Source organism: Sorangium sp. KYC3313 (assembly GCF_052075895.1).
Taxonomy (GTDB): Bacteria; Myxococcota_A; Polyangia; order Polyangiales; family Polyangiaceae; genus Sorangium; species Sorangium cellulosum_B.
Genome location: NZ_CP197255.1, coordinates 509,705 through 534,068 on the forward strand (window position 1 = coordinate 509,705; position 24,364 = coordinate 534,068).

The 24,364-nt window shown below is 73.1% G+C and carries 21 protein-coding genes and 1 pseudogene; 8 read left to right on the forward strand and 14 right to left on the reverse strand.

Annotation, left to right across the window (positions count from 1 at the left end; all coding sequences use genetic code 11):
* The first annotated feature begins 9 nt into the window (after positions 1 to 9).
* The 6 genes from folE (at position 10) to xylB (ending at position 5,989) form a co-directional block, all read left to right on the forward strand.
* On the forward strand, positions 10 to 585 hold the full coding sequence (gene folE / locus ACSRUE_RS02035; RefSeq protein WP_437762396.1) for a GTP cyclohydrolase I: 576 nt from the start codon (positions 10 to 12) through the stop codon (positions 583 to 585).
* A complete protein-coding gene (locus ACSRUE_RS02040) occupies positions 582 to 1,268 on the forward strand; it encodes an SDR family NAD(P)-dependent oxidoreductase (protein WP_441289550.1) in 687 nt (228 codons plus the stop codon). Before folE ends, ACSRUE_RS02040 begins: the two co-directional genes overlap by 4 nt.
* 123 nt (positions 1,269 to 1,391) lie before the next feature.
* Positions 1,392 to 2,057, forward strand: coding sequence for an LON peptidase substrate-binding domain-containing protein (locus ACSRUE_RS02045; protein WP_437762398.1), 666 nt, complete (start codon positions 1,392 to 1,394; stop codon positions 2,055 to 2,057).
* A 113-nt stretch (positions 2,058 to 2,170) separates the two neighbouring features.
* On the forward strand, positions 2,171 to 3,169 hold the full coding sequence (locus tag ACSRUE_RS02050; RefSeq protein ID WP_441289551.1) for a hypothetical protein: 999 nt from the start codon (positions 2,171 to 2,173) through the stop codon (positions 3,167 to 3,169).
* 150 nt (positions 3,170 to 3,319) lie between these two features.
* A complete protein-coding gene (locus ACSRUE_RS02055) occupies positions 3,320 to 4,330 on the forward strand; it encodes a zinc-dependent alcohol dehydrogenase family protein (protein WP_437762400.1) in 1,011 nt (336 codons plus the stop codon).
* Positions 4,331 to 4,432: 102 nt separating this feature from the next.
* A complete protein-coding gene (gene xylB / locus ACSRUE_RS02060; RefSeq protein ID WP_441289552.1) occupies positions 4,433 to 5,989 on the forward strand; it encodes a xylulokinase in 1,557 nt (518 codons plus the stop codon).
* A 179-nt stretch (positions 5,990 to 6,168) separates the two neighbouring features.
* On the opposite strand, the gene ACSRUE_RS02065 is transcribed toward xylB, so the two are convergent.
* The 3 genes from ACSRUE_RS02065 to ACSRUE_RS02075 all read right to left on the reverse strand — a co-directional run bounded on the left by ACSRUE_RS02065 (position 6,169) and on the right by ACSRUE_RS02075 (position 11,029).
* The gene (locus tag ACSRUE_RS02065) at positions 6,169 to 6,978 is read right to left on the reverse strand and encodes a metallophosphoesterase family protein (protein ID WP_441289553.1); all 810 of its coding nucleotides are present in this window, start codon (positions 6,976 to 6,978) and stop codon (positions 6,169 to 6,171) included.
* Between the two features lie 6 nt (positions 6,979 to 6,984).
* Positions 6,985 to 7,935: a diacylglycerol/lipid kinase family protein gene (locus ACSRUE_RS02070; RefSeq protein WP_441289554.1), complete on the reverse strand. Its 951-nt coding sequence runs from the start codon at positions 7,933 to 7,935 to the stop codon at positions 6,985 to 6,987.
* 424 nt (positions 7,936 to 8,359) lie between these two features.
* Positions 8,360 to 11,029: a protein kinase domain-containing protein gene (locus ACSRUE_RS02075; RefSeq protein ID WP_441289555.1), complete on the reverse strand. Its 2,670-nt coding sequence runs from the start codon at positions 11,027 to 11,029 to the stop codon at positions 8,360 to 8,362.
* A gap of 58 nt (positions 11,030 to 11,087) precedes the next feature.
* Between ACSRUE_RS02075 and ACSRUE_RS02080 the strand changes: the two genes are divergently transcribed.
* A complete protein-coding gene (locus ACSRUE_RS02080; RefSeq protein WP_441289556.1) occupies positions 11,088 to 12,017 on the forward strand; it encodes an FHA domain-containing protein in 930 nt (309 codons plus the stop codon).
* 228 nt (positions 12,018 to 12,245) lie between these two features.
* Positions 12,246 to 12,902 carry a hypothetical protein gene (locus ACSRUE_RS02085; protein WP_437762407.1) on the forward strand — a complete coding sequence of 219 codons (657 nt, stop codon included), beginning with the start codon at positions 12,246 to 12,248 and terminating at the stop codon, positions 12,900 to 12,902.
* Positions 12,903 to 12,969: 67 nt separating this feature from the next.
* Here ACSRUE_RS02085 and ACSRUE_RS02090 read toward each other — a convergent pair whose 3' ends face one another.
* The 11 genes and pseudogenes from ACSRUE_RS02090 to ACSRUE_RS02140 form a co-directional block, all read right to left on the reverse strand.
* On the reverse strand, positions 12,970 to 13,128 hold the full coding sequence (locus ACSRUE_RS02090; protein ID WP_441289557.1) for a hypothetical protein: 159 nt from the start codon (positions 13,126 to 13,128) through the stop codon (positions 12,970 to 12,972).
* 210 nt (positions 13,129 to 13,338) lie between these two features.
* Complete coding sequence (locus tag ACSRUE_RS02095; RefSeq protein WP_437762409.1) at positions 13,339 to 13,995, reverse strand: hypothetical protein; 657 nt, start codon at positions 13,993 to 13,995, stop codon at positions 13,339 to 13,341.
* Positions 13,996 to 14,297: 302 nt separating this feature from the next.
* A pseudogene (locus ACSRUE_RS02100) lies at positions 14,298 to 14,600 on the reverse strand (hypothetical protein); the annotation flags it as partial.
* A 404-nt stretch (positions 14,601 to 15,004) separates the two neighbouring features.
* Positions 15,005 to 16,714 carry a cytochrome-c peroxidase gene (locus ACSRUE_RS02105; RefSeq protein ID WP_441289558.1) on the reverse strand — a complete coding sequence of 570 codons (1,710 nt, stop codon included), beginning with the start codon at positions 16,712 to 16,714 and terminating at the stop codon, positions 15,005 to 15,007.
* Between the two features lie 371 nt (positions 16,715 to 17,085).
* Positions 17,086 to 17,358 carry a hypothetical protein gene (locus ACSRUE_RS02110; RefSeq protein ID WP_441289559.1) on the reverse strand — a complete coding sequence of 91 codons (273 nt, stop codon included), beginning with the start codon at positions 17,356 to 17,358 and terminating at the stop codon, positions 17,086 to 17,088.
* A gap of 324 nt (positions 17,359 to 17,682) precedes the next feature.
* A complete protein-coding gene (locus ACSRUE_RS02115; RefSeq protein ID WP_441289560.1) occupies positions 17,683 to 18,543 on the reverse strand; it encodes a carbohydrate ABC transporter permease in 861 nt (286 codons plus the stop codon).
* On the reverse strand, positions 18,540 to 19,421 hold the full coding sequence (locus ACSRUE_RS02120) for a carbohydrate ABC transporter permease (RefSeq protein ID WP_437762413.1): 882 nt from the start codon (positions 19,419 to 19,421) through the stop codon (positions 18,540 to 18,542). Before ACSRUE_RS02120 ends, ACSRUE_RS02115 begins: the two co-directional genes overlap by 4 nt.
* Complete coding sequence (locus ACSRUE_RS02125; protein WP_441289561.1) at positions 19,418 to 20,746, reverse strand: ABC transporter substrate-binding protein; 1,329 nt, start codon at positions 20,744 to 20,746, stop codon at positions 19,418 to 19,420. The genes ACSRUE_RS02120 and ACSRUE_RS02125 overlap by 4 nt, the downstream gene beginning before the upstream one ends.
* Complete coding sequence (locus tag ACSRUE_RS02130) at positions 20,743 to 21,852, reverse strand: ABC transporter ATP-binding protein (RefSeq protein ID WP_441289562.1); 1,110 nt, start codon at positions 21,850 to 21,852, stop codon at positions 20,743 to 20,745. Before ACSRUE_RS02130 ends, ACSRUE_RS02125 begins: the two co-directional genes overlap by 4 nt.
* 9 nt (positions 21,853 to 21,861) lie before the next feature.
* Positions 21,862 to 22,665, reverse strand: a complete 804-nt coding sequence (locus ACSRUE_RS02135) for an HAD family hydrolase (RefSeq protein WP_441289563.1) — start codon at positions 22,663 to 22,665, stop codon at positions 21,862 to 21,864.
* Positions 22,666 to 22,917: 252 nt separating this feature from the next.
* Positions 22,918 to 24,249: an aspartate kinase gene (locus ACSRUE_RS02140; RefSeq protein ID WP_441289564.1), complete on the reverse strand. Its 1,332-nt coding sequence runs from the start codon at positions 24,247 to 24,249 to the stop codon at positions 22,918 to 22,920.
* Positions 24,250 to 24,364 lie beyond the last annotated feature (115 nt).

A 24,364-nucleotide genomic window follows, 5' to 3' on the forward strand; every position in this document is an offset into this window, starting at 1 on the left:
AGGCCCGCGGTGATCGATCGGAAGAGAGCGGCATGGGCGATCGAGGAGTTCCTCCGCGCCCTCGGGCGCGACGTCGAGGGGGACCTCGCGGGCACGGGCGAGCGGGTCGCCGACGCGTGGGCCGACGACCTCATCGAAGGCGAGGCCATCGACGCGGCCGCGGTGCTCCGCGAGGGCGCCATGGAGACAGGCCCCTTCGAGCGCGGCCTCGTCGTCGCCCGCGACCTCGCCGTGACCACGATGTGCCCGCACCACCTGCTGCCGGGGCACGGCACCGGCACCATCATCTACCTGCCGGGCGCGCGGGTCGCCGGCATCGGCACGCTCGCGCACGTCCTCGACGCGCTCGCGCGGCGGCTGACCCTGCAGGAGCGCATCGGCGGGCAGCTCGTCGAGCTCCTGGTCCGCGAGCTCGGCGCGCGCGGCGCGCTGTGCAAGCTCACGCTGACGCACACGTGCCTCATCGCCCGCGGCGAGCGCAAGGCGGGCGCCCTCATCGAGACCCTCGCCGTCGCCGGCGAGCTCGCCGAGCCGGGCCCCGAGCGCGATCTCGCCCTCGCCGCGCTCTCCGGGGGGAGGGCGTGACCGACGTCGCGGTCGTCACCGGGCCGGGCCGCGGCATCGGCCGGGCGACGGCGCTCGCGCTCGCGCGCCGCGGCCTCTCCATCGCGCTGCTCGGCCCGCCGAGCCCGCGCCTCGACGAGGTCACCGACGAGGTCCGCCGCCTCGACGTCGCCGCGCTCCCGGTCCCCTGCGACGTCGCCTCCGAGGAGCAGGTGGCGCGCGCCTCCGCCGAGGTGGTGGCGTGGCTCGGCGCGCCCCGCGTCGTCGTGAACAACGCCGGCATCGTGAGCCGCGGCGCGAAGGTCCACGAGACCGCGCCCGCCGCCTGGGACGAGGTGATCGCGGTCAACCTCCGCGGCCCCTTCCTCATCTCGCGCGCGTTCCTCCCGGCCATGCTGAAGCAGGGGCGCGGCCGCCTCGTCCACGTCGGCAGCATCTCCTCGACCCTCGCGTGCCCCGGCAACGCCTCGTACGCCGCGTCCAAGTGGGGCCTCATCGGCCTCTCGAAGAGCCTGGCCGAGGAGCTGCGCGGGACGGGGCTCCAGTCCGTCGCGGTGCTCCCCGGCTCGGTCGACACCGACATGCTCGTCGGGAGCGGGTTCCCCGCGCAGATGAGCGCCGACGAGGTCGCGCGGCTCCTCGTGTACGCCGCGCTCGACGCCCCCGACGCCGTCACCGGCTCGGCCATCGAGATGTTCGGCTGACGGCGCGCCGCGCGCGCCTCCGCGAAACGCGGGAACGCGCGAAGGGGACGGCGGACCGCCGAGCCCGAGTGCATGTGCGTGGCGCCGCCACACCCGACCCCCCCGCGTGCTACCCTGCGGCCCGTGGACACGACGCCTCCGCGCCCGGGCGACCTCAGTGCGGCCTTGCCCGAGCTGCCGCTGTTCCCGCTGCCGCAGACGGTGCTCTTCCCCGGCGCCCTGCTGCCGCTCCACATCTTCGAGCCGCGCTACCGGGCGCTCGTGCGCGACGCCCTCGGGACGCACCGCATCCTCTCCGTCGTCCTCATCACGGACCCCCGCGCGATCGACGCGCACGGCCACCCGGCCATCGCGCAGGTGGCCGGCGCCGGCGAGATCATCGATCACGCCGAGCTGCCCGGGGGCCGCTACAACATCATGCTGCGGGGCCGCGCCCGGGTCCGCCTGGCGGAGCGCCCGTTCGTGCCGCCGTACCGCACGGCCGCGGCGACGGTCCTCGAGGACGAGCCCGGGGAGGTCTCGGCCCAGGATCACGCCGCGCTCATCTCCACCGCGGCCTCGTTCGCGGCGCTCGTCCGGGATCGGGACAGCAATTTCGAGTTCCGGCTGCCGCGCGACGCGGCCACGTCGCTCGTCGCGGATCTCTGCGCCCACCACCTCATCCTCGACGCGCGGGAGCGGCAGGCGGCGCTGGAGACCCTCGACGTCGTCGCGCGGGTGCGCCGCGTGACCGAGGCGCTCGCGCTCCAGCAGCTCGCGCTCGCCTCGGCGACGCGCGACGTCAACTGAGACCCGAAGCGCCGGCCTGCCCGCATGGGCCGGCGCGGCGCACCTGAACACGGGTCCAGAAGAGGCTCCGGGGCGGATGCGGTCGTCCCAAGATCGAGTAGGCTGCGCCGCCTATGGCGACCTCTCGTTCAACGGAACCCTCGGCCCCGATCATCGTCAAGCACCCGGGGTGTCCCCAATGGGGACTCGGATACCTCGTCGAGGAGCGCGACGAAAAGCGCTTCTACGATTTCGAGGATGGCCTCAATCACTCCATCGCCAAGGCTTTCTGGTCGAAGCTCGAGCCGGTGCAGCTCGGCGACGACGAGGCGAGCGCGCTCGAGGCCAGGATCCGCGGTCTCCGTGACCGGCCGTCGGCCGCCGCCAAGAAGCAGCGCGCCCGCGTCGTCGCGCCGCCGGTCACGAGCTTCGACGAGCAGGTCGCGAGCTTCGAGTCGCAGTTCGAGGGGGGGTTCGGGGGTCCGCAGTTCATCGCCGAGGAACGAGGCGCCGCCGGGGGCGAGGGGGCCGAGGGCCCGGCGAGCGGGGCGAAGAAGAAGAGCAAGGCCTTCAAGCAGGGCGCCATCGAGACCGCGCGCGCGCTCCTCGCCAAGGGCGAGCTCGAGGCGCTGCTCGCGGCGGGCAACCTGAACGATTTCATGGAGCGGATCACCAAGGTCCACAAGGCAGCGACCGGCCTCCTGCACCCCCTCGGCGATCTCATCCCCTTCAACAAGATGCCGGCCGAGCACCACCGCGCCTACGCCGAGGCGGTCGTGGATCTCCTCTATGGCCCGGGCGACTACGCCGCGCGCTTCGACCGGCTGGCCGGCGTGCTCGCCGCGGCCAAGGTCGTCACGTGGCCGCTCGTGACGATCCTCGGCGCGCTCGTCTACCCGGGCGAGCACGTCTTCGTGAAGCCCTCCTTCTACGAGAAGCAGGCCGCCGTGCTCGGCTTCGATCTCGCCTACGATCGCGCGCCGAGCGCCGAGGGGTATGCCCGGATGCAATCGCTGGCGCGCGAGCTCGAGCGGCGCCTGCGCGAGCGCGGCCTCGCCCCGCGCGATCTGATGGACGTCTACGCGTTCCTCTGGCGCACGATTTCCCCGTCCAAGCCGGCCACGAAGTCCTGACATCCCGCGTCAGGCCGCCCTGCGCGACGTCGTGCGACGCTGCGCGGGCGGTCCCCTGCGCCGCGAGGCGGCGCGGGGGCGGCCGGCGGCCCTCGACCCTCGACGCGCGGCGCTGGCCCGCTTATGCGACCTTCCCAAGGAGGGTCTCGCATGAAGGCTGCCGTGCTCGAAGCCGTGAAGAAGATCGCCGTTCGCCACGACGTCGCCCCGCCTCGGATCGGCCCGCGCGACGTCCTCGTCCGCGCGAAGGCGTGCGGCATCTGCGGGACCGACGTGCACATCTGGGAGGGCGATTTCTTCCCGACCTTCCCGCTGATCCCCGGGCACGAGCTCGCCGGCGAGGTGGCGGCGGTGGGCGACGAGGTCGAGGGCCTCCGGCCCGGCGATCGGGTGATGGTCGACCCGACGGTGACCTGCGAAGAGTGCCACTTCTGCATGATCAACCGGCAGAACCACTGCCTGAAGTGGAACGCGGTGGGCGTGACGCGCGACGGCGGCTTCGCCGAGCTCGTCCGGGTCCCCGCGAAGAACTGTTATCGCTTCGAGCGCGTCTCGTTCAGCGAGGCCGCCTTCTGCGAGCCGCTCGCGTGCGTCGTCTTCGGGCAGGATCGCGCGCGCATCGAGATCGGCTCGGAGGTCCTCGTCCTCGGCGCCGGCCCGATCGGCCAGCTCCACCTCCAGGCGAGCCTCGCGAACGGCGCCGCCGCGGTCACCGTGGTCGACGTCGTCGAGTCGAAGCTCGACCTCGCCCGCCAGCACGGCGCGACCGAGGTGGTGCTCGCCGACAACGCGCTCCAGGCGAAGCTCAAGAAGATCGCGCCCTACGGCTTCGACGTCGTCATCGACGCGACGGGCATCGCCCGGGTGCTCGGCGACTCGGTCCAGTACGTCAAGAACGGCGGCCGGTACCTCGTGTTCGGCGTGTGTGGGCCGCAGGACAAGGTCGAGATCTCGCCGTTCGAGATCTACCGGCGCGATCTCGAGATCATCGGCAGCTTCGCGATCAGGCGGACGTACGACCGGGCATTCAAGCTGATGGAGCGCGGCGCGATCGACGTGAGGAAGCTCCTCTCGGAGGCGATGCCGGTCGAGGAGCTCCCGCGCGGCCTCGAGATGATGAAGAAGGGCACCGCGCCCATGAAGCTCCAGGTCGTGTTCTAGCCGCGCGGCCTGCGCGCTTACAAATCTTAGGATTTTCTCGATTAGTTAAGAGTCGTTACGAAGATCACCGAAGTAGACGAAACTGCAAAAAGGACGCTTTCCATGGCCATCGTGATCGGAATCGACGTCGGGACCAGCGGCCTCAAGGCCATCGCAGTCGAAACGGAGCGCGGCGCGGCGGTCGCGTCGGCGCACCGCGAATACCCGCTCTCCACGCCGCACGCCGGGTGGGCCGAGCAGGATCCCGAGGACTTCGCCGCGGCGGCGCTGAGCGCCCTCGGCGAGCTCGCCCGCGCCCTCGGCCCGCGCCGCGACGACGTGCGCGCGATCGGGCTGACGGGGCAGATGCACTCGGCGGTCTTGCTGGACGAGGCGCAGGCGGTCATCCGGCCTGCGATCCTGTGGTGCGACACGCGCACCACGGCCGAGTGCGAGGCCATCCGCGCGAACCCGAAGGTCGGCGACGCGGGGCTCGCGCGCCTGGTCGGCAACCGCGCGCTCGAGGGGTTCACGCTGCCGAAGCTGCTCTGGCTGCGGGCGAACGAGCCCGAGGCGTTCGCCCGCGTCCGCGCGGTGCTCATGCCGAAGGATTTCGTGGGCTTGAAGCTGACGGGCGAGCTCGGGACGGACGACAGCGACGCGAGCGGCACGCTGGCGTTCTCGCCCGGGGATCGCTCGTTCAGCGCCGAGCTCCTCTCGGCGGTCGGCGTCCCGCGCGCGGTGTTCCCGCGGTCTGCGCCCTCGAACGCGCCGCTCGGCCAGCTGACGGCCGAGGTCGCGGCCGCGACGGGGCTGCCGGCGGGCATCCCCGTCGTGCGGGGCGCCGCGGACAACGCGGCGGGCGCGGTGGGGCTCGGCATCGTGCGCCCCGGCCGGGCGATGGCCTCGGTCGGCACGAGCGGCGTGATCCTGGCGCACACCGACTCGTGGATCGTGGAGCCCGAGATGCGGCTCCACAGCTTCTGTCACGCGGTCCCGGGCCGCTTCTACCTGATGGGGGTGATGCTCGCCGCCGGCGGCGCGCTCCGCTGGTACCGCGACGTCCTCGGCGACGGGGAGCGCATGGCGGCGGAGCTCCGCAAGGTCGATCCGTACGAGATCATCTCGGACACGGCGTCGACGGCGCGCCCGGGCGCGGGCGGCGTCGTCTTCCTGCCGTACCTGATGGGCGAGCGCACGCCGCACAACGACGCGGCGGCGCGCGGCGCGTTCGTGGGGCTGAGCGCCCGGACGACGAAGGCCGATCTCTCGCGCGCGGTGCTGGAGGGCATCACGTTCGGGCTCGCGGACTCGCTGGACCTGATGCGCGGCGTGGGCCAGACGAACGGCGCGTCGGCGGTCTCGATCGACGAGATCCGCCTGACCGGCGGCGGGGCGCGCAGCCCGTTCTGGCGCCAGCTGATGGCCGACGTCTTCGAGGCGCCGGTGGCGATCACGACGTCGACCGAGGGCCCGGCCTACGGCGCGGCGCTGCTCGGCGCGGCGGGCGCGGGGCTGTTCGCGTCGGTCGAGGAGGCCGCGGACGCGTTCGTCCATGTCGTGTCCCGGGTCGCGCCGGACGCGGCGCGCTCGGCGCGGTACCGGGAGATCCACGCGGTGTACCGGGGGCTCTACAACGATCTGCGCGGGCGGTTCCGGGAGCTCGGGAAGCTGGCGTGATGAGGTGAAGGGGTTCTCTCCGGGCCGGCGCGGGGCGACGCTTGTGGTGGGTTGTTCCTGAAGCATCCCCTCGAATTTTCCGGGAGAATTGACAGGGAGACAGGGAGACGGGGAGTGAGATCCCATTCATCTCCCTGCCTCCTCGCCTCCCTGTTCAATTTCCCGCTAAACATACCAACCTACGCCGCCCGCACCCAGCCCCGCGCCGTCTCCTCGAAATGCTCCGCGCGGGCGATCCCGAAGACGCTGCTGTCCGGCTGCCAGAGGTTCCGCTCGATATCGATCCTCCGCCCGTCGACGCGGATCACGTTGAACGCGTTCCGCTCCCCACGCCCCCGCGTCGAGGTCGCGGTCCCGGCCTGGATGATGAGCGACGAGTGACCGCCCGCGTCGAAGCGCTCCGCGGAGTGCCCCGTGTGGCTCATGTGCAGGTGGCCGGACAGGATGACGTCGACGCCGCAACCCGCGATCGCCGCCATCGCCTGCCTCGCGCGCCCGACGATCGCATGCGGAGAGCTCTCCGGCCGATCGAACGGGTGATGCGTCACCACGATCTTCGTGATCTCGGGCCCTAGATCGCACATCCTCGCCTTGATCCCCTCGACCTGCCGCGCGTTGATGCGCCCCTCCTTGATGGTCAGCGAGCGCGCGGTGTTGATGCCCAGGATGGCGATCTCCGCGTCGATGTGGAACGGCGAGAGGTCGTCCGTGATGTGCCTCCGGTACCTGTCGAGCGGGCGGAAGAACCGGTCGAACAGGTTGTAGAGCGGGACATCGTGGTTGCCAGGCACCACGATCCGCGGCGAGGGCAGCGCGTCGAGGAAGGCGCGCGCCTCGGCGAACTCGGCGTCGCGCGCCCGCTGGGTCAGATCACCGGAGATCACGACCGCGTGCGGATCGAGCCCCCTTATCCTGTCGATCAGCGGGCGGAGGATGGCCTTGTCGACGCGGCCGAAGTGCAGATCCGACAGGTGCACGAGCGTGCGCACGGCGCCTCATCCCCCCAGAGCGGCGACACGGCCCGATCGATCCTCCTGCCGCCGCGAGCCCGCGCGGAGCTCGGACGACAGCGGCACGATGACGCGGAGCGCTGCAGGCCGCACGCGATAGCAGAGCGGCGGCGTCATCCTGAGGACCTCGCCGTCCGCGGCCACGTGGAGGCGGCGGTGGGGCGCCTCCACCCGGAGCTCCGTCGTTCGCAGGATGCTGAAATCGTTCGATTGATGAACGCGCCCGACGGCCGCGCTGGCGATGAGCTTGATCGTGGAGAGGCGGCTCTCCGCGTGCGCCACGCAGACGCCGAGCTCGCCCGAGCACGGCGGGCGCTGGCGGCCGATGTCCACGTCGCCAAGCTTGAAATCGTTGTTCGCGACGAACACGAACGGCGTCTCCAGCTCGACCTCCTGCCCATCCAGGATGAGCCGGAGACGGACGCGCTCGTGCCGCCGGATCCCGGAGACGGTCGACAGCGCCAGGGCTATCCACTTGTTGAGCCCACGCCGCTTCCGGAGCGCCTCGCGGGCGCGCACGATGCCCGGGTAGATGCCCAGCGTCGAGTTGTTCACGAAGACCCGGCCGTTGACCTCACCGACATCGACCCGGACGCGCCGCCCCTCGACGAGCGCGCGCACGGCGCCCTCGAGGGCCAGCGGAACGCCGAGGTGCTTGGCGAAATGGTTCACCGTGCCGAGCGGAAGGACGCCCATCGTCTTGTCCGTGCCGGCGATCGCGGCAGCGACGGTGTTCACCGTCCCGTCGCCGCCGCCGGCCACGATGAGGTCATAAGGCCCCCGCGCCACACGACGGGCGAGCTCCCCGAGCTGCTGCCCCTTCTCGGCGCACAGCACCTCCGCGGCGAGGCCGCTCTCTTTCAGGAGCTCCCCGAGCCGCGCGCGCTGCGCCGCCGCCCGGTTCGACCGGGAGGAGCAGTTCAGGAGGACCGCCATGGATCGATGCTTCACCGTCGCGCTCCCGGCATGGGGCAAGGGCCCATGCCCACCCGACAGCGAGAAAGCAGATCGCGCGCCACCGCCCCGCGGCGAGCGGCCGCGGTGCTCCGGCTCCGCCACGCAGCGCGGGGCGTGGCGGATTGCCACGCTCGCCCCAGCTTCTCCGCCCGCTCGGTGAAGACACCCCGCCCGGAGTGCCCGCAGAACAGCCCGCCGAGGACATGCCCCGAACGGGAGACCTCCGGCACGGCAAGGTCGCTGACGACAGGCAAGTGGCCCTTCGGCATCCCGTGGCAAGGGGCGTTGTTCCCGTGGCGCGGGTCCTTCGTGACATCAGCCAGCGCTGCGATGCGGGCTCAGCAGCCAAGCGCGGCCGGTCGCCGCGTACGACCGCATCCCGCTGCGCGCCGGCGGCCGCCGGCTACCCGCCAGCGACGACGGGCCGGGCGAGACGGAAGCCCACGGCGCTGAAGCGATCCTCCGGGCGCGCAGCGAAGCGACCTGCTGCGCGGCACACAGCGGGGGGCCCGGAGCTCCACGCGCCCCCGCGGATCGAGCGGAGCCCCGGAGCCGCCGCGTCCGCCGGCTCTATGCGCGCGATGCGGTCGACCACGGTGGGGCCGTCGGGCATCCACAGCTCGGCGCACCAGTCGCGGATGTTGCCCGCGAGGCCCCGGGCGCCGTGGGGGCCCTCGTCCGTCGGATGGTCGTCCACCGGCGCCGGGCTCGCGGGGCCGGGGCGGCCGCCCACCATGCAGGCCCACGTCGGCTCGGGCTCGTCTCCCCAGGGGAAGAAGCGCCCGTCGACGCCGCGCGCGGCCTTCTCGCGCTCGAGCTCGCCGACGAGGCGCCACGGCGCGCCGGTGCGCGCCTCCAGCCAGGACGCGTAGGCGACGGCGCTGCGCCAGTCCACCGAGGCGACCGGGTGCCGCGCCTGCTCCGCGCGCGCCTGCGGGCCGAGCACGAAGCGCCCGTCCCCGTCGCGCGCGAACAGCGGGATGTCCACGTTGCCGGCGATCGCGCGGGCCGCGCGCGGGCACGCCACCGTGGCCTCCGCCTCGCGCCCGCGCGCGAGCAGATCGTTCAGGAAGGCGAGGTACTCGGCCTGCGTCACCGGGTGCCGCCGCACCACGAAGCCGTCGACCCAGATCCGGCACGCCGGCAAGCCGTCGCCGGCCTGCGGGTCTCCGCCGGCCGAGAAGAAGCCCGCCGGCACGTAGACGTCCTCTTCGCCGAGCGTCTCCGAGGGCAGGAGGGGCACCACGAACGGCGCTGCGCCGCCCGGACGCACGCTGTCCCAGTGCTCGCCGCGGCCGATCTTCACGGGGTACGACGCCTCGCGGTACCCGGGCGCGCGGATCGAGAGCAGGTAGCTGCCGCGCGCGAGCGGGACCTCGCAGAGCGGCGTGTGACCGAGGAGGCCCTGGGGCTCTGCGCGAAGCCGGCGCTCCTTCTCGACATAGCGGAGCAGCCAGACCTGCGCCCCCTCGGGGTCGGTCCGCAGCGAGAGGGCCCCGGTGCCGCGGAGCAAGACCGCGTGCCGCTCGCGCGCGTGCGCCCTGAGGAACGCCTCGGCGCGCGCCGCGGCCTCGGCGTCGCGGGCCTCCTCGGCGGCCCGCAGATCGGCCAGGTGGGCGTCGGCGAGCGCCGCGTGCGCTTCGTCGAAGTCCGGGGCCTCGTTGAGCGCGGCGCGGAGCTTCTGGTGCCACGTCGCCTCGTCCAGGGCGGCGGCGCGGTCGAGCGCGCGCGCCTCGTCCTCGAGCGCCCAGCCCTGCGCCTTCTCGGCGGCGGGCGCGAACGAGTCGAGGCGCCCGAGCACCGCCTTCGCCTCGGCCCGGAGGGCCCGGGCGCGCGCGCGCAGGCCCTCGATCTGCGGCGCCAGCGCGCGCGACTCCTCGACCAGGGCGCGCGCCCGCTCGCGACGGCGGGCGCCGTCGAGGAAGCCGCGGATCTCGGCGGCGAGCACCTCGGCGCTCGCGTAACGCGAAGACGGCTCGCGCGCCATCGCCCGCTCGCAGATCGCGATGAGGTCCCGAGGGATGTGGTCGCAGCACCGGACGGCGAGCCGCTCGGGCGATCGCTGGACCACCTGCGCCAGGACGGCCAGCGCCGTCCCCCGGAACGGGGGCTCGCCGCAGAGCAGCTCGTACAGGACGGCCCCGAGGGCGTACACGTCGCTGAGGGGCCCGAGCTGCTCGGCCTCGCCGCGCGCCTGCTCCGGCGGCATGTAGACCGGCGTCCCCAGGACCAGGCCCACGTGCGTGTGATGGCCGCTGTCCGGGAGCGCGTCCGCCAGCGCGCCGCGCGCGGTCGCGCGGGCGATGCCCCAGTCCATCACGAGGACCTCGCCGAACTCGCCGATCATGACGTTGTCCGGCTTGAGATCCCGGTGGAGGACGCCCTGGCCATGCGCGTACGCGACCGCCTCGCAGACGCGGACGAAGACGTCGAGCCCACGGCGCAGCGCCTCGGGCGAGGGGCCCGCCTCGCCCGAGGCGTGGAGCGCGCGGATCAGCGCGCTCAGCGTGCGGCCGCGGACCTCCTTCATCGTGAACCAGAGCTGGCCGGTCGGGAGCATCCCGCAGTCGTGGACGGGGACGATCCCTGGGTGCTGAAGGCACGCCGTGAGGCGCGCCTCGTCGAGGAAGCGCGCCCGGCCGTCCGCGTCGTCTTGCCCCTCGACGCGCAGCAGCTTCATGGCGAGCACGCGGCCCATCACGCGATCGCGCACGCGCCGCACCTCGCCCATGCCCCCGCGGCCGATCAGCCCGAGATCCTCGTAACGGTCCCAGGGCCACGCCGCGACCGGCGCGTGGACCGCCGGAGGCGCGGCGCTCGGGCAGCGCTCGGCCGCCGCCGGCGCGTCCCCGGTCAGCCCGGGCGCGCCCCCGGCCGCCGCCGGCGCCTCCCCGTTGGGCCCCGGCGCGCCCCTCGGCGCCGGCGGCGCGTCCCGGACCACGGTCGCCGGCAGCTCCTCCGTGAGGCCGCGCGCGGCGTGCTCGGCGAGCGCCCGCTGGATCTCCGCGCATGCCGAGGGAGACAGGTGCAGCTCACCCGCCAGCTTCCTGAGGAGTGCCGCGGGATCGCTCATGGGGGCCTCGCCTTCGACGCCGTTGATGTGGTCGGCGGCAGCATCTTACGCTGCATCCATGGCGGTCTTGAAGCATGAAGCCGACGGCCTTCGCGTGACGCTCCCGGCGCGCGCGCGGGTCGGCCGAGCGCGCGACTGCGCCGTGCGCCTCCGGGACCGCGGCGCTTCCGGCGAGCACGCCGTCCTGTTCTGGGACGGGGCGCGCTGGTGGATCCGCGACCTCGGCAGCACGAACGGCACGCACGTCAGCGGCCGGCGGCTCACGTCCGCCGAGCGGGTCGCGCTCGACGCCGGGACGGAGCTCGTGTTCGGCGGCGACGCCGAGCGCTGGACCGTGGAGGAGGCCGGCGCGCCCGTCACGAGCGCGCGGGCCGAGCTCACCGGCGAGGTGCGCGCGGCGGAGGAGGGCCTGCTCGCGCTGCCGGACGCCGCCGACCCCCGGGTGACGCTCTTCGAGGATCAGCACGGCGCCTGGCAGATCGAGATCGACGGGAGCACGCGCCCGGCCGTGGATCAGGAGCGCATCGAGGCCGGCGGCGCCTGGGTCCTGCGCGTCCCGCCGCAGGCGCTCGACGCCGCCGTGCCGACGACCGCGTCGAGCGCGGCGAGCCCCAAGCTCCTCGGCCTCACCGTCCTGCGCTTCGAGGTGAGCCACGACGAGGAGCACATCGCCGTCGCCCTGGTGCAGGGGGAAAAGGTCATCCAGCTCGCCGCGCGCGCCCACCACGAGCTGCTCCTCATGCTGGCGCGCTCCCGGCTGCGCGACAGGGAGACCGGGCTGCCCCCGGCCGAGCGCGGGTGGCGCTACGTCGATGACCTGCTCGGCAAGCTGCGGCTCGACCTCCATCACCTCAACGTCAACGTCTTCCGCGCCCGCCAGCAGCTCGCGCGCGCGGGTGTGCTCGACGCCGGCTCGCTCGTCGAGCGCCGGACGACGTCGCGGCAGATCCGGCTCGGCACCGAGGCGGTCGAGGTGGTCCGGTACTGAACATCGGGCCGCGGCCGGAGCGCGCCGGCCCTCGCGCGTGACCGCCTGTCATCGACGCCGCGGCCGGGAGGATCCAGGTTTCCTCTCGTCGACGCCGGGTGAGGCCGCGCGGGTCGCGCGTCGTGAACACGCACGCGCGATCGCGCCGCCGCCGGAGCGCGGGCTGGGCAGGGCCTGCGCGCTGCGATCGATGCTGTCGTGATCGTCATCCCAGGAGAGAGCGCAACCATGAGCAACGATGCAGACTCAACGTTCGGTGCGCCCGCCGCCGGCGCTTCCATCTCGACGCGCGGCCCCTCGAAGGCCAAACCAGGCTCCGGTGTGACCGACCAGATCCCGCCGGACGTGAGGCTCAGGATCTTTTCGAACGCGGATCTCGTCCGGATCGTGGCCCTCGGGAGCAACGGTGTTTCCAATGGCCAGCTCAGCTTCCAGGCGCAGACGGAGTACTGGCGGTGGGCGAGCACGCTCACCTTCTCGAACACACTGACCTTCACGTCCGAGGTGATCCCGAGCTTCACGGCGCCGGCGCTCGACGCGTTCCTGGACGTCGTGAGCACGAGCAACCAGTTCACGGCCCCCCGGAACACGACCCAGGGCGACTGGACCCAGGGGACGCGCTCCGTCCCGGGGACCCGCACCGGGTACCTTTACCGGTTGCCGAGCCCCGACAACAGCCAGGTGAAGATGGGAGTCCTGTTCGAGAAGGACAACCAGACATCGGCCCTGATGGCGGTCGCCTGGTACGTGAAGACGCAGGCGCCGAGCAACGGCCTTGCGTTCAACAAGAAGATCTTCACGAGCACGCTGACCCGGGTGAGCGGGACGCACCCGAACGCCATCGAGGTGGGCACCTGGTATTATCTCCTGATGGGCACGCCCTGACCCAGCGCAGGGGCGAGAGGCGGCGCGGCGGGGTCGCCTCCGGGCCCTCTCGATCGCGCGCGCCGCCTCAGAGGAGCGGGGTAGAGCGCCGCTCCGGCTCGCGAAGGGGGATATGCAGCTCGCGCTGGGGCACCGGGACGACGATCCCCTCCGTGTCGAGCCGCTCCTTGAAGCGGCGCGTGAGCTCGAGCCGCGCCGGGAAGAAGTCGCCGGGGAGCGACCGCACGCTCCGCGCGGCCCAGGCCGCGGCCGTCCACCCGACGACCGCGATGAGCAGCGCGCTCGAGACGCCGGGCCCGTGGCTCTTCAGGAGCTCGTACGGCGTGTCCCACGTCGAAATCCCCTACTCCACGGCGCATCCTCCTCGGCTTCGGCGCAGCGCGCGACGCCGCGCGCGGCCCAGCGCCGGGCTGTCTCCGCGCGCGGCCGACGGGAGTCAACCGGCGAACGTGACGAGGCGGCGGAGCCGCTGCGCCGCGAGCTCCACGCCGTTCACGAGGCCCCGGAGGAGGTGGGCGACGACGTCGTCCTTCGCCGCCCGCGTGGCGCGCATCGGGCGCGCCGCGAACCACGCGAGCTCGTCGGCGACCGCCTCGACCAGAGGCCTGCGCATCGACAGCCAGCGCGCGCACCACGCGGCGAGGGGCGTGTCGCCCTCCACGGTCGCGACGTACTGGAGCAGCTCAACGAGGTCGACGCCGTGCCGCATCCCGAGGAGCGTGCCGCGGTAGGACCTCTCGGTGCTGAGCAGGTGATCGGCGAGGTGATCGCGCAAGGCCGAGAAGGCCTCGCCCACCATGCTGCCGCCCGCGCTGACGGGCAGCCCGCGCTCGCGGAGGAGCGGGCGGATCTCCGACAGCGCCGCCTCCGCGTGGGTCGAGACCGCCCGCATGGCGCGCGCCGGCGGCACATCGCCGAGGCGCTCCGCCTCGATCCGCGGATGGATCATCGCCGAGCGCTCCGTCTGAAACAGCTCCCGGACAAGGCTCGTGAGGAACGCGCGCCCTCTCCGGCTCTCTACCTGCGGCCCGGACTCGTCGCCCAGCAGGCCGCCCTCGCCATTCGTCGCTCCGTTGCTCTGAAGCTCCTGCATGGTCGCCCCCTCTCCTCTTCATCGCCGGGGCGTCAGGACCCGCTCGCGGCGCGCCGCGCTCCGGTCCTCGCCCCCGAGCTCGTCTTGCGCGAGGCCCCGCTCGCGGCGCGCCGCGCTCCGCTCTTCGCCCCCGAGCTCGTCTTGCGTGAGGCCCCCGCTCCGCCGCGGCGGGCCGTGCCCTGCGCGGCGCGGGGGCGGCCGCTCGTCGACGTGGCCGAGGAGCTGCGCGAGCGAGCGCTGGACGCGGCGCCCTTCTTCGCCCTTGCCGGCGCCTTCTTCGCGGCCGTGGTCCGTCCGGCGCTCGCCGCGGCGTTCCGCTTGCGGGTCGCCGCCGCCTTCTTCGCCGCCGCGCTCCTCGCGGCGGCCGGCCGCGCCCTGGACGCGGCGCCTCCCTTGCGGCCCCCCTTTTTCGCCGGCTCCTTGTTCACCGGCTTGCCCACCCCCGATCCCGACTTCTTCCCCCCGCCGGTCATCTTGTTGACGGTCGCCCAGGCCCGCCGCTCGGCCTCTTCCTCGGAGACCCCTCGCTTCTCGTACCCCTCTTCGATGTGCTCGGCCTGCCGCTTCTGCTTGGTCGTGTAGCTGGATTTGTCGCCTCTAGGCATGGTGCCCTCCTTGCGCCTGCTCCACCTCGCGGGTCGGCAGCTTCGTCGGAAACGCCGGCTTGCCCCGTCGTGAGAGCGTGAGAATCGCGAGATCGTGCGAACGTATGAACGTGCGGGAACGTGCGGAAACGTTCGGGAAAGACAGACCGTGCGTGTAGGCCGGGGCCATCGAGCCGCGATGTCTGTTGCGTCGGTTGCGTCGGTGTCGATGGACGAGCAACGGCTGTGCCGCCGGAGAGCGCGGCGCCAGCCGCTGGCGGCGCGCCCGGGCCGGGCGCCCCGTCACACGCGATTTCCCCGCTCCGCTGGAGGCCGGGTCATCCGGGCTCGCAGCGTGGCAATCGGCCCCGGATGTCGAGGAACGCCTCGGTCGTACCGCGCGAGGAGCGCGGCGCGCCGGAGGCTCAGAGGGACTCGAGGTAGGCGACCAGATCGTCCAGCTGCGTGGCGGTCAGGCCGGAGATGTCACCGTGCTTGTCACCTCCGCACAGCGGGTCGAAGCGATCGTGGAGCGTCGCCGCGCAGCCGTCGTGCATGAACGGGGCGCGCCCGGCGATGCCGAGGAGCGAGGGCACCTGCAGCCGCTCGCCCTTGCCCACGTCCTCGTTCCGGTTGTTGGTGAGCATCGGGCCACCGTGGCACTCCGCGCAGCCCACCTGCTTGTCATGGAAAAGCACCTCGCCCCGCGCCACGGCGGCGTCGTCCTCGGGCGGCGACGCCGGGAAGGCGGGCAGGCTGTCGATGTAACGGGCCATCAGGTCGAGCCGCCGGGCGCCGGGCTGCTGGCCGCCCATGCGGGAGACGAACACCTCTCCCATCAGGCCCGCGAGATCCTGCAGATCCCCGCTCCAGTGGAGGGGCGCCGTCTTCAGGATGCCGCCGCCCAGCGCCTGCGTCCGCCGCAGGCCCACGGGATCGAAGTTCCACGTCCGCCCGTCCTCGTGCCCTTCGGGGTGGCACGACGCGCACGCCACGGCGCTCACGCCGTTCGGCGGGCGGTGGAACATCTCGTGGCCGGTGTCTTTCACGCTCGCTCCCGGAAGCGCGATGGTGCGCCGGCCGACCAGCTCCAGGGCTGCCGGCTCGCGCAGCTGCACGACGATCCCGCCCTGGCCGTCGAAGGCCACGGCGACAGGCTGCCCGCTCAGCGCGTTCACGGTGACCTCCGGACTGCAGCCGTTCATCTCGGCGTCGCGCTCCAGGTTGTCGACGGTCGCGCTCACGACGCTGCGTCTGCCGGCCGCCACGATGGCCATCCGCGCGCCGTCGGGCGCGACAGCGATGTCGACAGGCAGCGAAACATTCGGGATCGCGGCCGCGGGCAGCGAGGGGATCGATGTGTCAGGGACGTCCGCCGAGTCGATCCTGCTGACCGCGGCGTGCACGATGTTCCCGTCGCAGTCGGCAGACTGGTAATAACCGCCCGGGCTGAGGGTGACCTTCGACGACATCGCGCGCTGGTGCACCATCAGCGCACCTCCGCCGGCGAGCGGCGCCATGCGCCAGGCCACGGACGGCGCATACTCCGAGTTGGCGAACCCGTTCGAGTAGAAGACGGGGAGCGTGCGGCGCGAGAGCACCGCGCCGTCGGGGCCCACGACCAGCGTCTCCGCGGACCTGAAGCGGCTGACGAGGAGCCTGTCGCCCTCGACCACGACGTCGCGCAGGTCGGGGGCGAGGCGGAGCCTCCGGACGGCGGGGCCGCCGGAGGCCGGGAGCGTCACGAGCTCGCCGCCGGCGCAGGCGACGTGGATGGCGTCGAGCGAGGCGTCGTAGGCGACCCCGCGCGGCGCGCGGCAGACCTCTCTGCGCGCGATGACCGACCGCGCCTCGACATCGAGGGTCACCACCGCGCCGGCGCGCCGGAGCGCCACGTGGACCCGGCCGCTCGCGTCCTCGACGAGGCGCCCGGGCTCGTCGCCCCGCTCCAGCAGGACCTCCGCCGGCTCGCCGCCCTCGAGATCGACGATCCAGACGCGATCGCGGTCGGCGTCCGCCGCCACCGCCGTGCGACCGTCGCCGGCGACGCTCAGCGTTCCGCCGCTGATGGCCGGCGGTGGCACCTCCGTCACCGTGATCTGCTGATCAGGGTCGTCGACAGGGGCCCCGGCCACCGGGGTTGGATCCCCCGGGCCGCACGCCGTGAGAGCTGACGAGAAAACGCCCGTGGACAAGAGCCCTACCACGACAAGAGAACGAGAAAGGCGCAGACGCATGGGTTCCTCCGTTCGCCGCGCGCGCGAGCTTAGCAAGGAGGATTCCAGCCAGATGTCGAGATTTGGACGGCGGCGATCCCGCGGGCGGCGCGCCGTCCGGAGGTGGGAGCGGGAACGCGTGTTCTCGGGCGAGGCGCGAAGGGCGTCACGCGCCGCGCACGCCGGGGCGGGCGCTCGACCCTGGGGTCGCGACGGCGCCACGGAGGGCGCCGAGCAGCCAGCTGGATGGAGGCCCGAGCTCGGGAGACCCGAGCCCGGGAGGAAGGCTGTCAGCGGTAGTCGCCGTATCCCAGCTCGTGCTCCAGCTTGACCAGCTTGTTGTACAGGCCGATCACGAGCAGGGAGGGCGCCCACTGGCCGATGAAGTTCGCGATCTGCTTCTTGCCGGCCAGCATGCAGCCGGCCGAGATCGCCATCGAGCCGATCGCCAGCCCGAGATAAGTGCCGGACGGAATCCTGCCGGTCCTCTCCTCGATCTTCGTCGTGATCCTGCCCTCTTCCTTCTGGACCATCTGCTTCTGCATTGGCTCGGTCGTGGTCATCGTGGATCTCCTTCCGCAGCGCCTGGCCGGCGCTGCCCTGGCCGGCGCTGCCGTGGCCGGCGGGAGCCGGTGCGACGACCGGGCCAGAAAAGAGGGCGTCCGGACGAGAACAAACCGCGCAGCGCTCTCTTCTACCGCCGACGCGGCGGCGCGCTGTGCCCTCCAGTCGACCGCCGCCGGAGCGAAGCGCAGGGCGGCCTCGACAGCGACGATGGCAGGGCTCGATCGCGCCCGACGCTCACTGCCACGTCGATGCACACGCCGGCTGGTCGACCGCTCGACCGCCGGCCTCCGGCGCCGGGCCTGCCCGGGCGCCCGCGCCGCTCAGATCCGCGCCGTCACCGCGCGCAGGATCTGCCGCTGGGCCGCCGCGAACACGAGGAGCACAGGCAGGCTCAGGATCACGTTGCCGGCCATCACGAGGTGCCAGCGGACCCCTGTCCCCTGCTCCCGCAAGAGCGCGATCGCGAGCGGGAGCGTGCGCACCTGGTCGTCGGTCGTCATGACGAGCGGCCAGAAATAATCGTTGTAGTGAAAGACGAAGCTGAACAGGAACAGCGCCGAGAGCGTCGGCCGCAGCATCGGGCCGAGGATCAGGTAGACAATCCTGAGCTCGCCGGCCCCATCCATCCTCGCCGCCTCGATGATCTCGTCAGGGACCGAGAGCAGCGCCTGGCGCACGAGGAACGTGCCGAGCGCGCTCACCCCGAAGGGCAGGATCAGCGCCCCGAACGTGTTCACGAGGCCGACCGAGCCGAGCATCGTGAACACCGGCACGAACGTCACCTGCGCCGGGATGAGAAGGCACGAGAGCACCAAAACGAACGCGGCGCTCCGCCCCACGAACCTGAGCTTCGCGAGCGCGTAACCGGCCGGGAGCGCGAGGGCGATCTGCAAGAGCGCGATGGCCGTCGCCATGAGCACGGTGTTGGCGAAATACCGCATCACCGGCACCGCCTGGAGCACCTCGCGGTACGCGCCGAGCTGGAAGGCCTGCGGCAAGGGGTAAGCCGGAGCGCGGGTGATCTCGGGCAGCGTCTTCAGCGAGGTGATCGTCATCCACGCATACGGCCCGAGCCACACGATGGCCACCACGACGAGCACGGCGTCCGAGACGAGGCGGCGCGAGCGCGAGCGCGAGTTGAAGCGCCCCGCGCGGGCGCCGCCGCTCTGCCCCGACGTCACGACGGCCGCCTCCCCTGGCGCGGCGCGCCCGCGCGGAGCGCCCAGAGCTGCAGGACCGTCAACAGGAGCAAAAAGACGAAGAAGATCACGATCATGGCGCTGGCCCGGCCGACCCGCAGGTTCACGAAGACGTGCTCGTAGATCGCGTAGACGAAGAGGGTCGTCGCTCTGACCGGCCCTCCCTGCGTCATCACGCGGATCACGTCGAACGCCTGAAAGGAGAGGATGAGGCTCGTCGTCGCCACGAAGGCGGCGCTCGGCCGGAGCAGCGGCCATGTCACGTGGCGGAACCGCCGCCACGGGCCGGCGCCGTCGAGCGCGGCCGCCTCGTGGAGCGCGCGGGGGATGTCCTGGAGGCCGGCCAGGAAGATGACCATGGCATAACCGGTGATCTTCCAGACGCTCACCGCGGCCAGCGCGAGCAGCGCCGAGCGGGGATCGCCGAGCCAGCTCATCGTCGGCAGGCCGAGCCAGCGGAGCGCGACGGTGAAGAGCCCCTCGGCGTCGAGGATCCACATCCAGAGCAGCGCCACCGCGACCCACGACACGACATAGGCGCTGAACACCGCGCCCCGCACGAAGGCATAGACAGGCCCAGGTCGATCGAGCGCCACCGCCAGCGCGAGCCCCAGCGCGCCGGAGAGCGCCACAACGACGGCGCTGTAGCCGAGCGTGCGGAGCAGCGTGCCGGCGAGCTCGCCGCTCTCGACGAGGACCTCGTAGTTCCGGAGCCCGACGTACCGCGGGGGCGTGAGCAGGTCCCACGCAAAGAAGCTGTTCTTGGCCGCGAGCAGGAGCGGGATCAGGAAGAACACCGCCAGGAAGGCCGCGGTGGGCAGGAGGAGCAGGTAGGGCGAGAGGGGGTGCTTGGGCTTCATCGCTCGCGCGCCGCGCGGACGGCCTCGGAGAGGGTCTCGGCGGCGTCGCGCGGGGCGAGCACCGCCTCTTCGAGCCGGGGCTGCACCGCCTCCCGCTGGACGCGGAACAGGTCCGGAGACCAGGGCCAGGGCGCGGCGTGCGCGAGCTGGTCCACGGCGACGCGGTCGTTCGGGTGCGCGGCGTAGTAGCCGCCCTGCCGGAGCACCTCGAGGCCGCGGCGCGAGACGGGGATGTAGCCCGTCCGCGTCGCGAACGAGTTCGCCTGCTCCGGCTGCATCATCCAGCGCAGGAACGCGAGCGCCGCCTCCTGCGCCGCCGGCGCGGCGCCGCGCGGCATCACGAACATCGTCCCGCCCGTGGGCACCGAGGCGCGCACGTCGCGCGGCAGCGGGGCGGCGCCGACCTCGAACCTCCCCGCGCCCGCCTGGCCCGCGTTGTCCTCCAGGTACCGGAGGAACGCGGTCGAGGTCCAGATCATCGCGACCCGGCCTGCCAGGAAGTCGGTGTTCGTCACCTGCCACGCGTTGTAATCGCGCCCGGGCGGCGGCTTCATCGTGCGGTCCTCGTGCACGAGGGTCTGCCAGAACCGGAGGGCGCGCACGCCCGCCTCCCCGCCGAGCGTGGGCGTGCCGTCCGGGGCCACGACGTCGCCGCCCGCTTGCCCGACGAGCGCGGCCCAGAACCACCAGTCGACCGGGCACTCGAAGCCCCACCGCCGCGTGCTCTCGCCGTCGCGCACGACGAGCCGCGCGGCCGTCGCGCGGAGCTCCTCCCAGGTCGTCGGCGGCGACAGCCCGAGCTCGCGAAACACATTCCGGTTGTAGTAGGCGATCGGCGTCGATCGGTTGAACGGCAGGCACACGAGCGGGCGCTCGCCGCCTCCCACGAACGTCCCCGACTGGCCGAGGGCCTCGACCACGTCGAGATCGCCGCCCGGGGCGCCGGCGAGGAGCCGATCGAGCGGCTCGAGCACGCCCGCCTCGGCCAGGTAGGGCACCACCTCGCCGACCACGTGCGTCAGGGCGGGCGCCGCGCCCGCGGCGAGCGCGGTCCGCAGCTTGGCGAGCGCCTCGAAGTAGTCGCCCTGGTACACGGCGTCGATGCGGTAGCGGCCCTGCTCGCGGTGGAACTGATCGACGAGCGACAGGAGCACCTCGCGGTTCTTGCCGCCGTACGCGAACCACAGCGAGGCCTCGGCGCCCGCGCCGGCGACGCGCGCGCGCCGCGCGCAGCCCATCGATCCCGCCGCGGCCGCGGCGAGCGACGCGGCGAGCGCCCGGAGCGCGTCGCGCCGCGAGCGCACGGCGCGGCCTCCCCCGCTCATGACGCCGCCCGCGGCGGGGCGATCCGCGCGCCGGAGCCCGCGTCGAACCAGAGCACGTCGCGCGGATCGAGCCGCGCGCGCACCGCCTCGCCCGGCGCGGGCGTCGCGAAGCCGTGCGCCCGCGCCCGCAGCCGCGTCCCGCCCGCGTCGAGGTACAGGAACGTCTCGGCGCCGAGCGGCTCGGCCACGACGACGCGCGCCTCGACCTCCACCTCGCCCTGCGCCCCCGCGCCGCCGTGCGATCCGCGCCCCGGCGCGACGCGCAGGTGCTCGGGCCGCACGCCGGCGATGGCCCGGTCGGGGAGCGCCACCCCCGGCGGGGCGGGCAGCGAGAGCGCCGCGCCCTCGTACCGCTCGCCGGAGCGCTCGAGCGGGAGGAGGTTGATCGCCGGCGTGCCCAGGAACCCGGCCACGAAGGTGTTCGCCGGCGCCTCGTAGATGGCGCGCGGCGGGCCGACCTGCTGGAGCTCTCCGGCGCGGAGCACGGCGATGCGGTCGCCCATGGTCATGGCCTCGACCTGATCGTGGGTCACGTAGACCGACGTCGTGCCGAGGCGGCGCACGAGCGCCGCGAGCTCGACCCGGAGCTCGGCGCGCAGCGCGGCGTCGAGGTTCGAGAGCGGCTCGTCGAAGAGGAACGCCGCGGGGGCGCGCACGATCGCGCGCCCCATGGCGACGCGCTGGCGCTCGCCTCCGGAGAGCTCGCCGGGGCGCCGCTCCAACAAGTGGCCGATGGCGAGCAGCGCCGCCGCCTCCTCGACGCGGCGCGCCCGCTCCTCCCGCGCGACCCCGCGCATCCTGAGCGGGAAGCCCATGATGTCGCGCGCGGTCATGTGCGGGTAGAGCGCGTAGCCCTGGAAGACCATGGCCACGTCGCGGTCCTCCGGCGCGACGCGGCTCACGTCGCGCCCGCCGATCGAGACCGTGCCGCCGTCGGGGCTGTCGAGGCCCGCGATCAGCCGGAGCGCCGTCGATTTGCCGCAGCCCGACGGGCCGACGAGGACGAGCAGCTCGCCGTCGTCGACGTCGAGATCCAGGCCGGCGAGCGCGGGGCGCTCGGCGCTCGGGAACCTTCGGGTCAGGCCTCGGAGCGAGAGGGTGGCCATGGCAGCGGCTCAGGTGGCGAGCAGGACGAGCCCGGGGATCGTACCGGCGACCGCGAGCAGCTTGGGGCTCGGGGAGACCGCGACGGGCACCCGGGCCGCCCGGAGCAGGGCGGCGTCGTAGGCGCTGTCGCCGAAGGCCGCGAGCACCGCGAGCTCGGGGAACATGCGCGCGAGGGCGCGGGTCTTCCCCTCGCCGTAGGTCGCGGGCGCGCCGAGCTCGGGGGCGAGCCGGCCCTCGCGGACGGCCGGGGTCATCGCGGCGATGCGCTCGGCCGGGACGCCGAGGCGCGCGACGGCGCGCTCGATCACGGCGCGCGGCGACGCCGAGACGACGACCACCGGGACGCCGCGCGAGCGCGCCCAGCCGAGGATCGGCAGCAGCGCCGGCCGGATCCGCCCGGCGTGGCCCTTCTCCTCGAGCACGCGGTCGACGAGCGCCGCGAGCTCGTCCTCGCGCCACCCCGCGAAGGCCCAGGCCATCATCGCGAAGGCCCTGTCCTCCGGGTAGCGCTCGGCGTTGAACGCCGCGTAGAGCGCGCTCGCGATCTCGTGCGCGCCGCCCTCCGCGGCGACGCCGAACGCCTCGGCCTCGCGGCGCAGCGCCGCCTCCGCCTCGGGCCGCGCGCAGCGCCCCGCGAGGAACGCCTCGAAGAGGTCGACGCCCACGTCCCCTTCCCAGAGGGTGCCGTCCGCGTCGAACGCGAGCGCGGGGCGCGTGGCGTACGTGCCGTGCGCGGCCTCGATCCGCCGCAGGATGTCCGTCGTGCTCTCGCGCGGGATCGTCGCGCCGCCGTCGAGGTGTGCCGCCGTCATGGTCTCCCCGGGGCCGGACGCCTGGTCCGACCGAGGCCTACGCCTACTGCGGCGCCCGCGTCGCGTCACGCCTGTCCACGTCGCGTCACCCGGAAGGAACGCCGATCACGCCGAGGATCCGGGAGAAAACAACAGGGAGACGGGGAGGCGAGGAGGAAGAGAAAGAAAAATGAACATCTCCCCGTCTCCTCGCCTCCCTGTGAAATCTCTCCTGTTTCTCGAGGTTCAGTCGGTCCGGCGCGCCACGAGGCGTCACCGCGCCTTCTCGAAGAGGGAGTGGTGCAGGACGCCGACCGCGGAGGCGACGTGCGCGTCCTCGATGACCATCGACAGGTTGACGCTGCCCATGGCGTAGCTGAGCATCTCGACGTTGACGCCGGCCTCGGCCATCGCGTCGAGCACCTGCGCGGCGACGCCCTTCTGCCTGGGCATGCCCTGGCCGACGATCACGAGGGTCGTCCGGTTGGGCAGGACCTCGCAGGCGCCGAACTGCTCGAGCTCGGGCAGCGCGCGGCTGAGCTTCCCGAGGTCGTCGGTGGTCATCGAGACCGAGACCTCCGACGTGGTGATCACGTCGATCACGACCTCGTGCCGGGCCAGCGCCGCGAGCACCTGCGCGAGGAAGCCGACCTCGCCGAACATCCGGGTCGAGCTGATCTTGAGCACGACCTGCCGCTCGCGGTAGGCGATGCAGGTCACGGCCGGGGACGCGGCGTCGGTGTCGAAGTCGATGACCGTGCCGGGGTGATCCGGCCGGTTCGTGTTGAGCACCCGCACCGGGATGCCCTTCTCCATGGCGGGCAGGAGCGTGGAGGGGTGCAGGACGCGGGAGCCGAAGAACGCGAGCTCCGCGGCCTCTTCGAAGCGCATCGTGGGGATGTTCCGGGCCGTCTTCACGACGCTCGGGTCGGCGGTCATCACGCCGTCGGTGTCGCTCCAGATCTGCGCCTCCTCGGCGCCGAGCCCCGCCGCGACCAGCGTGGCCGTGAGGTCGCTCCCGTTGCGGCCGACGGTCGTGATCTCGCCGGCCTCGTTGCGGCCGACGAAGCCGGTGACGATCGGCACGATCCCCTCGGGGACGCGCTCGGCGAACATGGCCTTGATCCGGGCGTCGAAGCCGGGCAGCGGGCGCGCGCGGCCGAAGCTCGCGTCGGTGATGAAGCCGAGGTCCCAGACGTCGTAGGCGCGGGCCGGCACGCCGCTCCTCGCGAAGAAGTCCGCGATGCAGCGCACGGCCATGCGCTCCCCGAAGCTCGCGATGTAGTCGAGGCTCCTCGGGCTGAGCTCCTTGACGAGGCTGATGCCGCGCAGAAGGTCGGCGATCTCCTCGTAGAAGGGCGCGAGGAGGTCGGGCGCGCAGCCGAGCGACTCGGCGACCGCGCGCTGCTTGTTCACCGGGACGGAGGGATCGAACCGCCCCGTGGCGGCGGCCTTGGCGGCGTTGATCAGCGCGTCGGTCATGCCCTTGTGCGCGGAGCTCACCACGACGGGGCGGCGGGCCAGGCGGGCTCTGACGATGTGAAGGACCTTCTCGATCTGCGCGCGGCTCTCGACCGAGCTGCCGCCGAACTTCATGACGATCATGCGCGTGCCTCCATGGGCCAGCTGGGCCCGGTGGGCGCGAGAATAGTCGCGGCCGGCGGTTAGGCGAGCCCGGCCTGACGTTGACGCGAGGTGCTAAGAACCAGTCTCGGTAGGC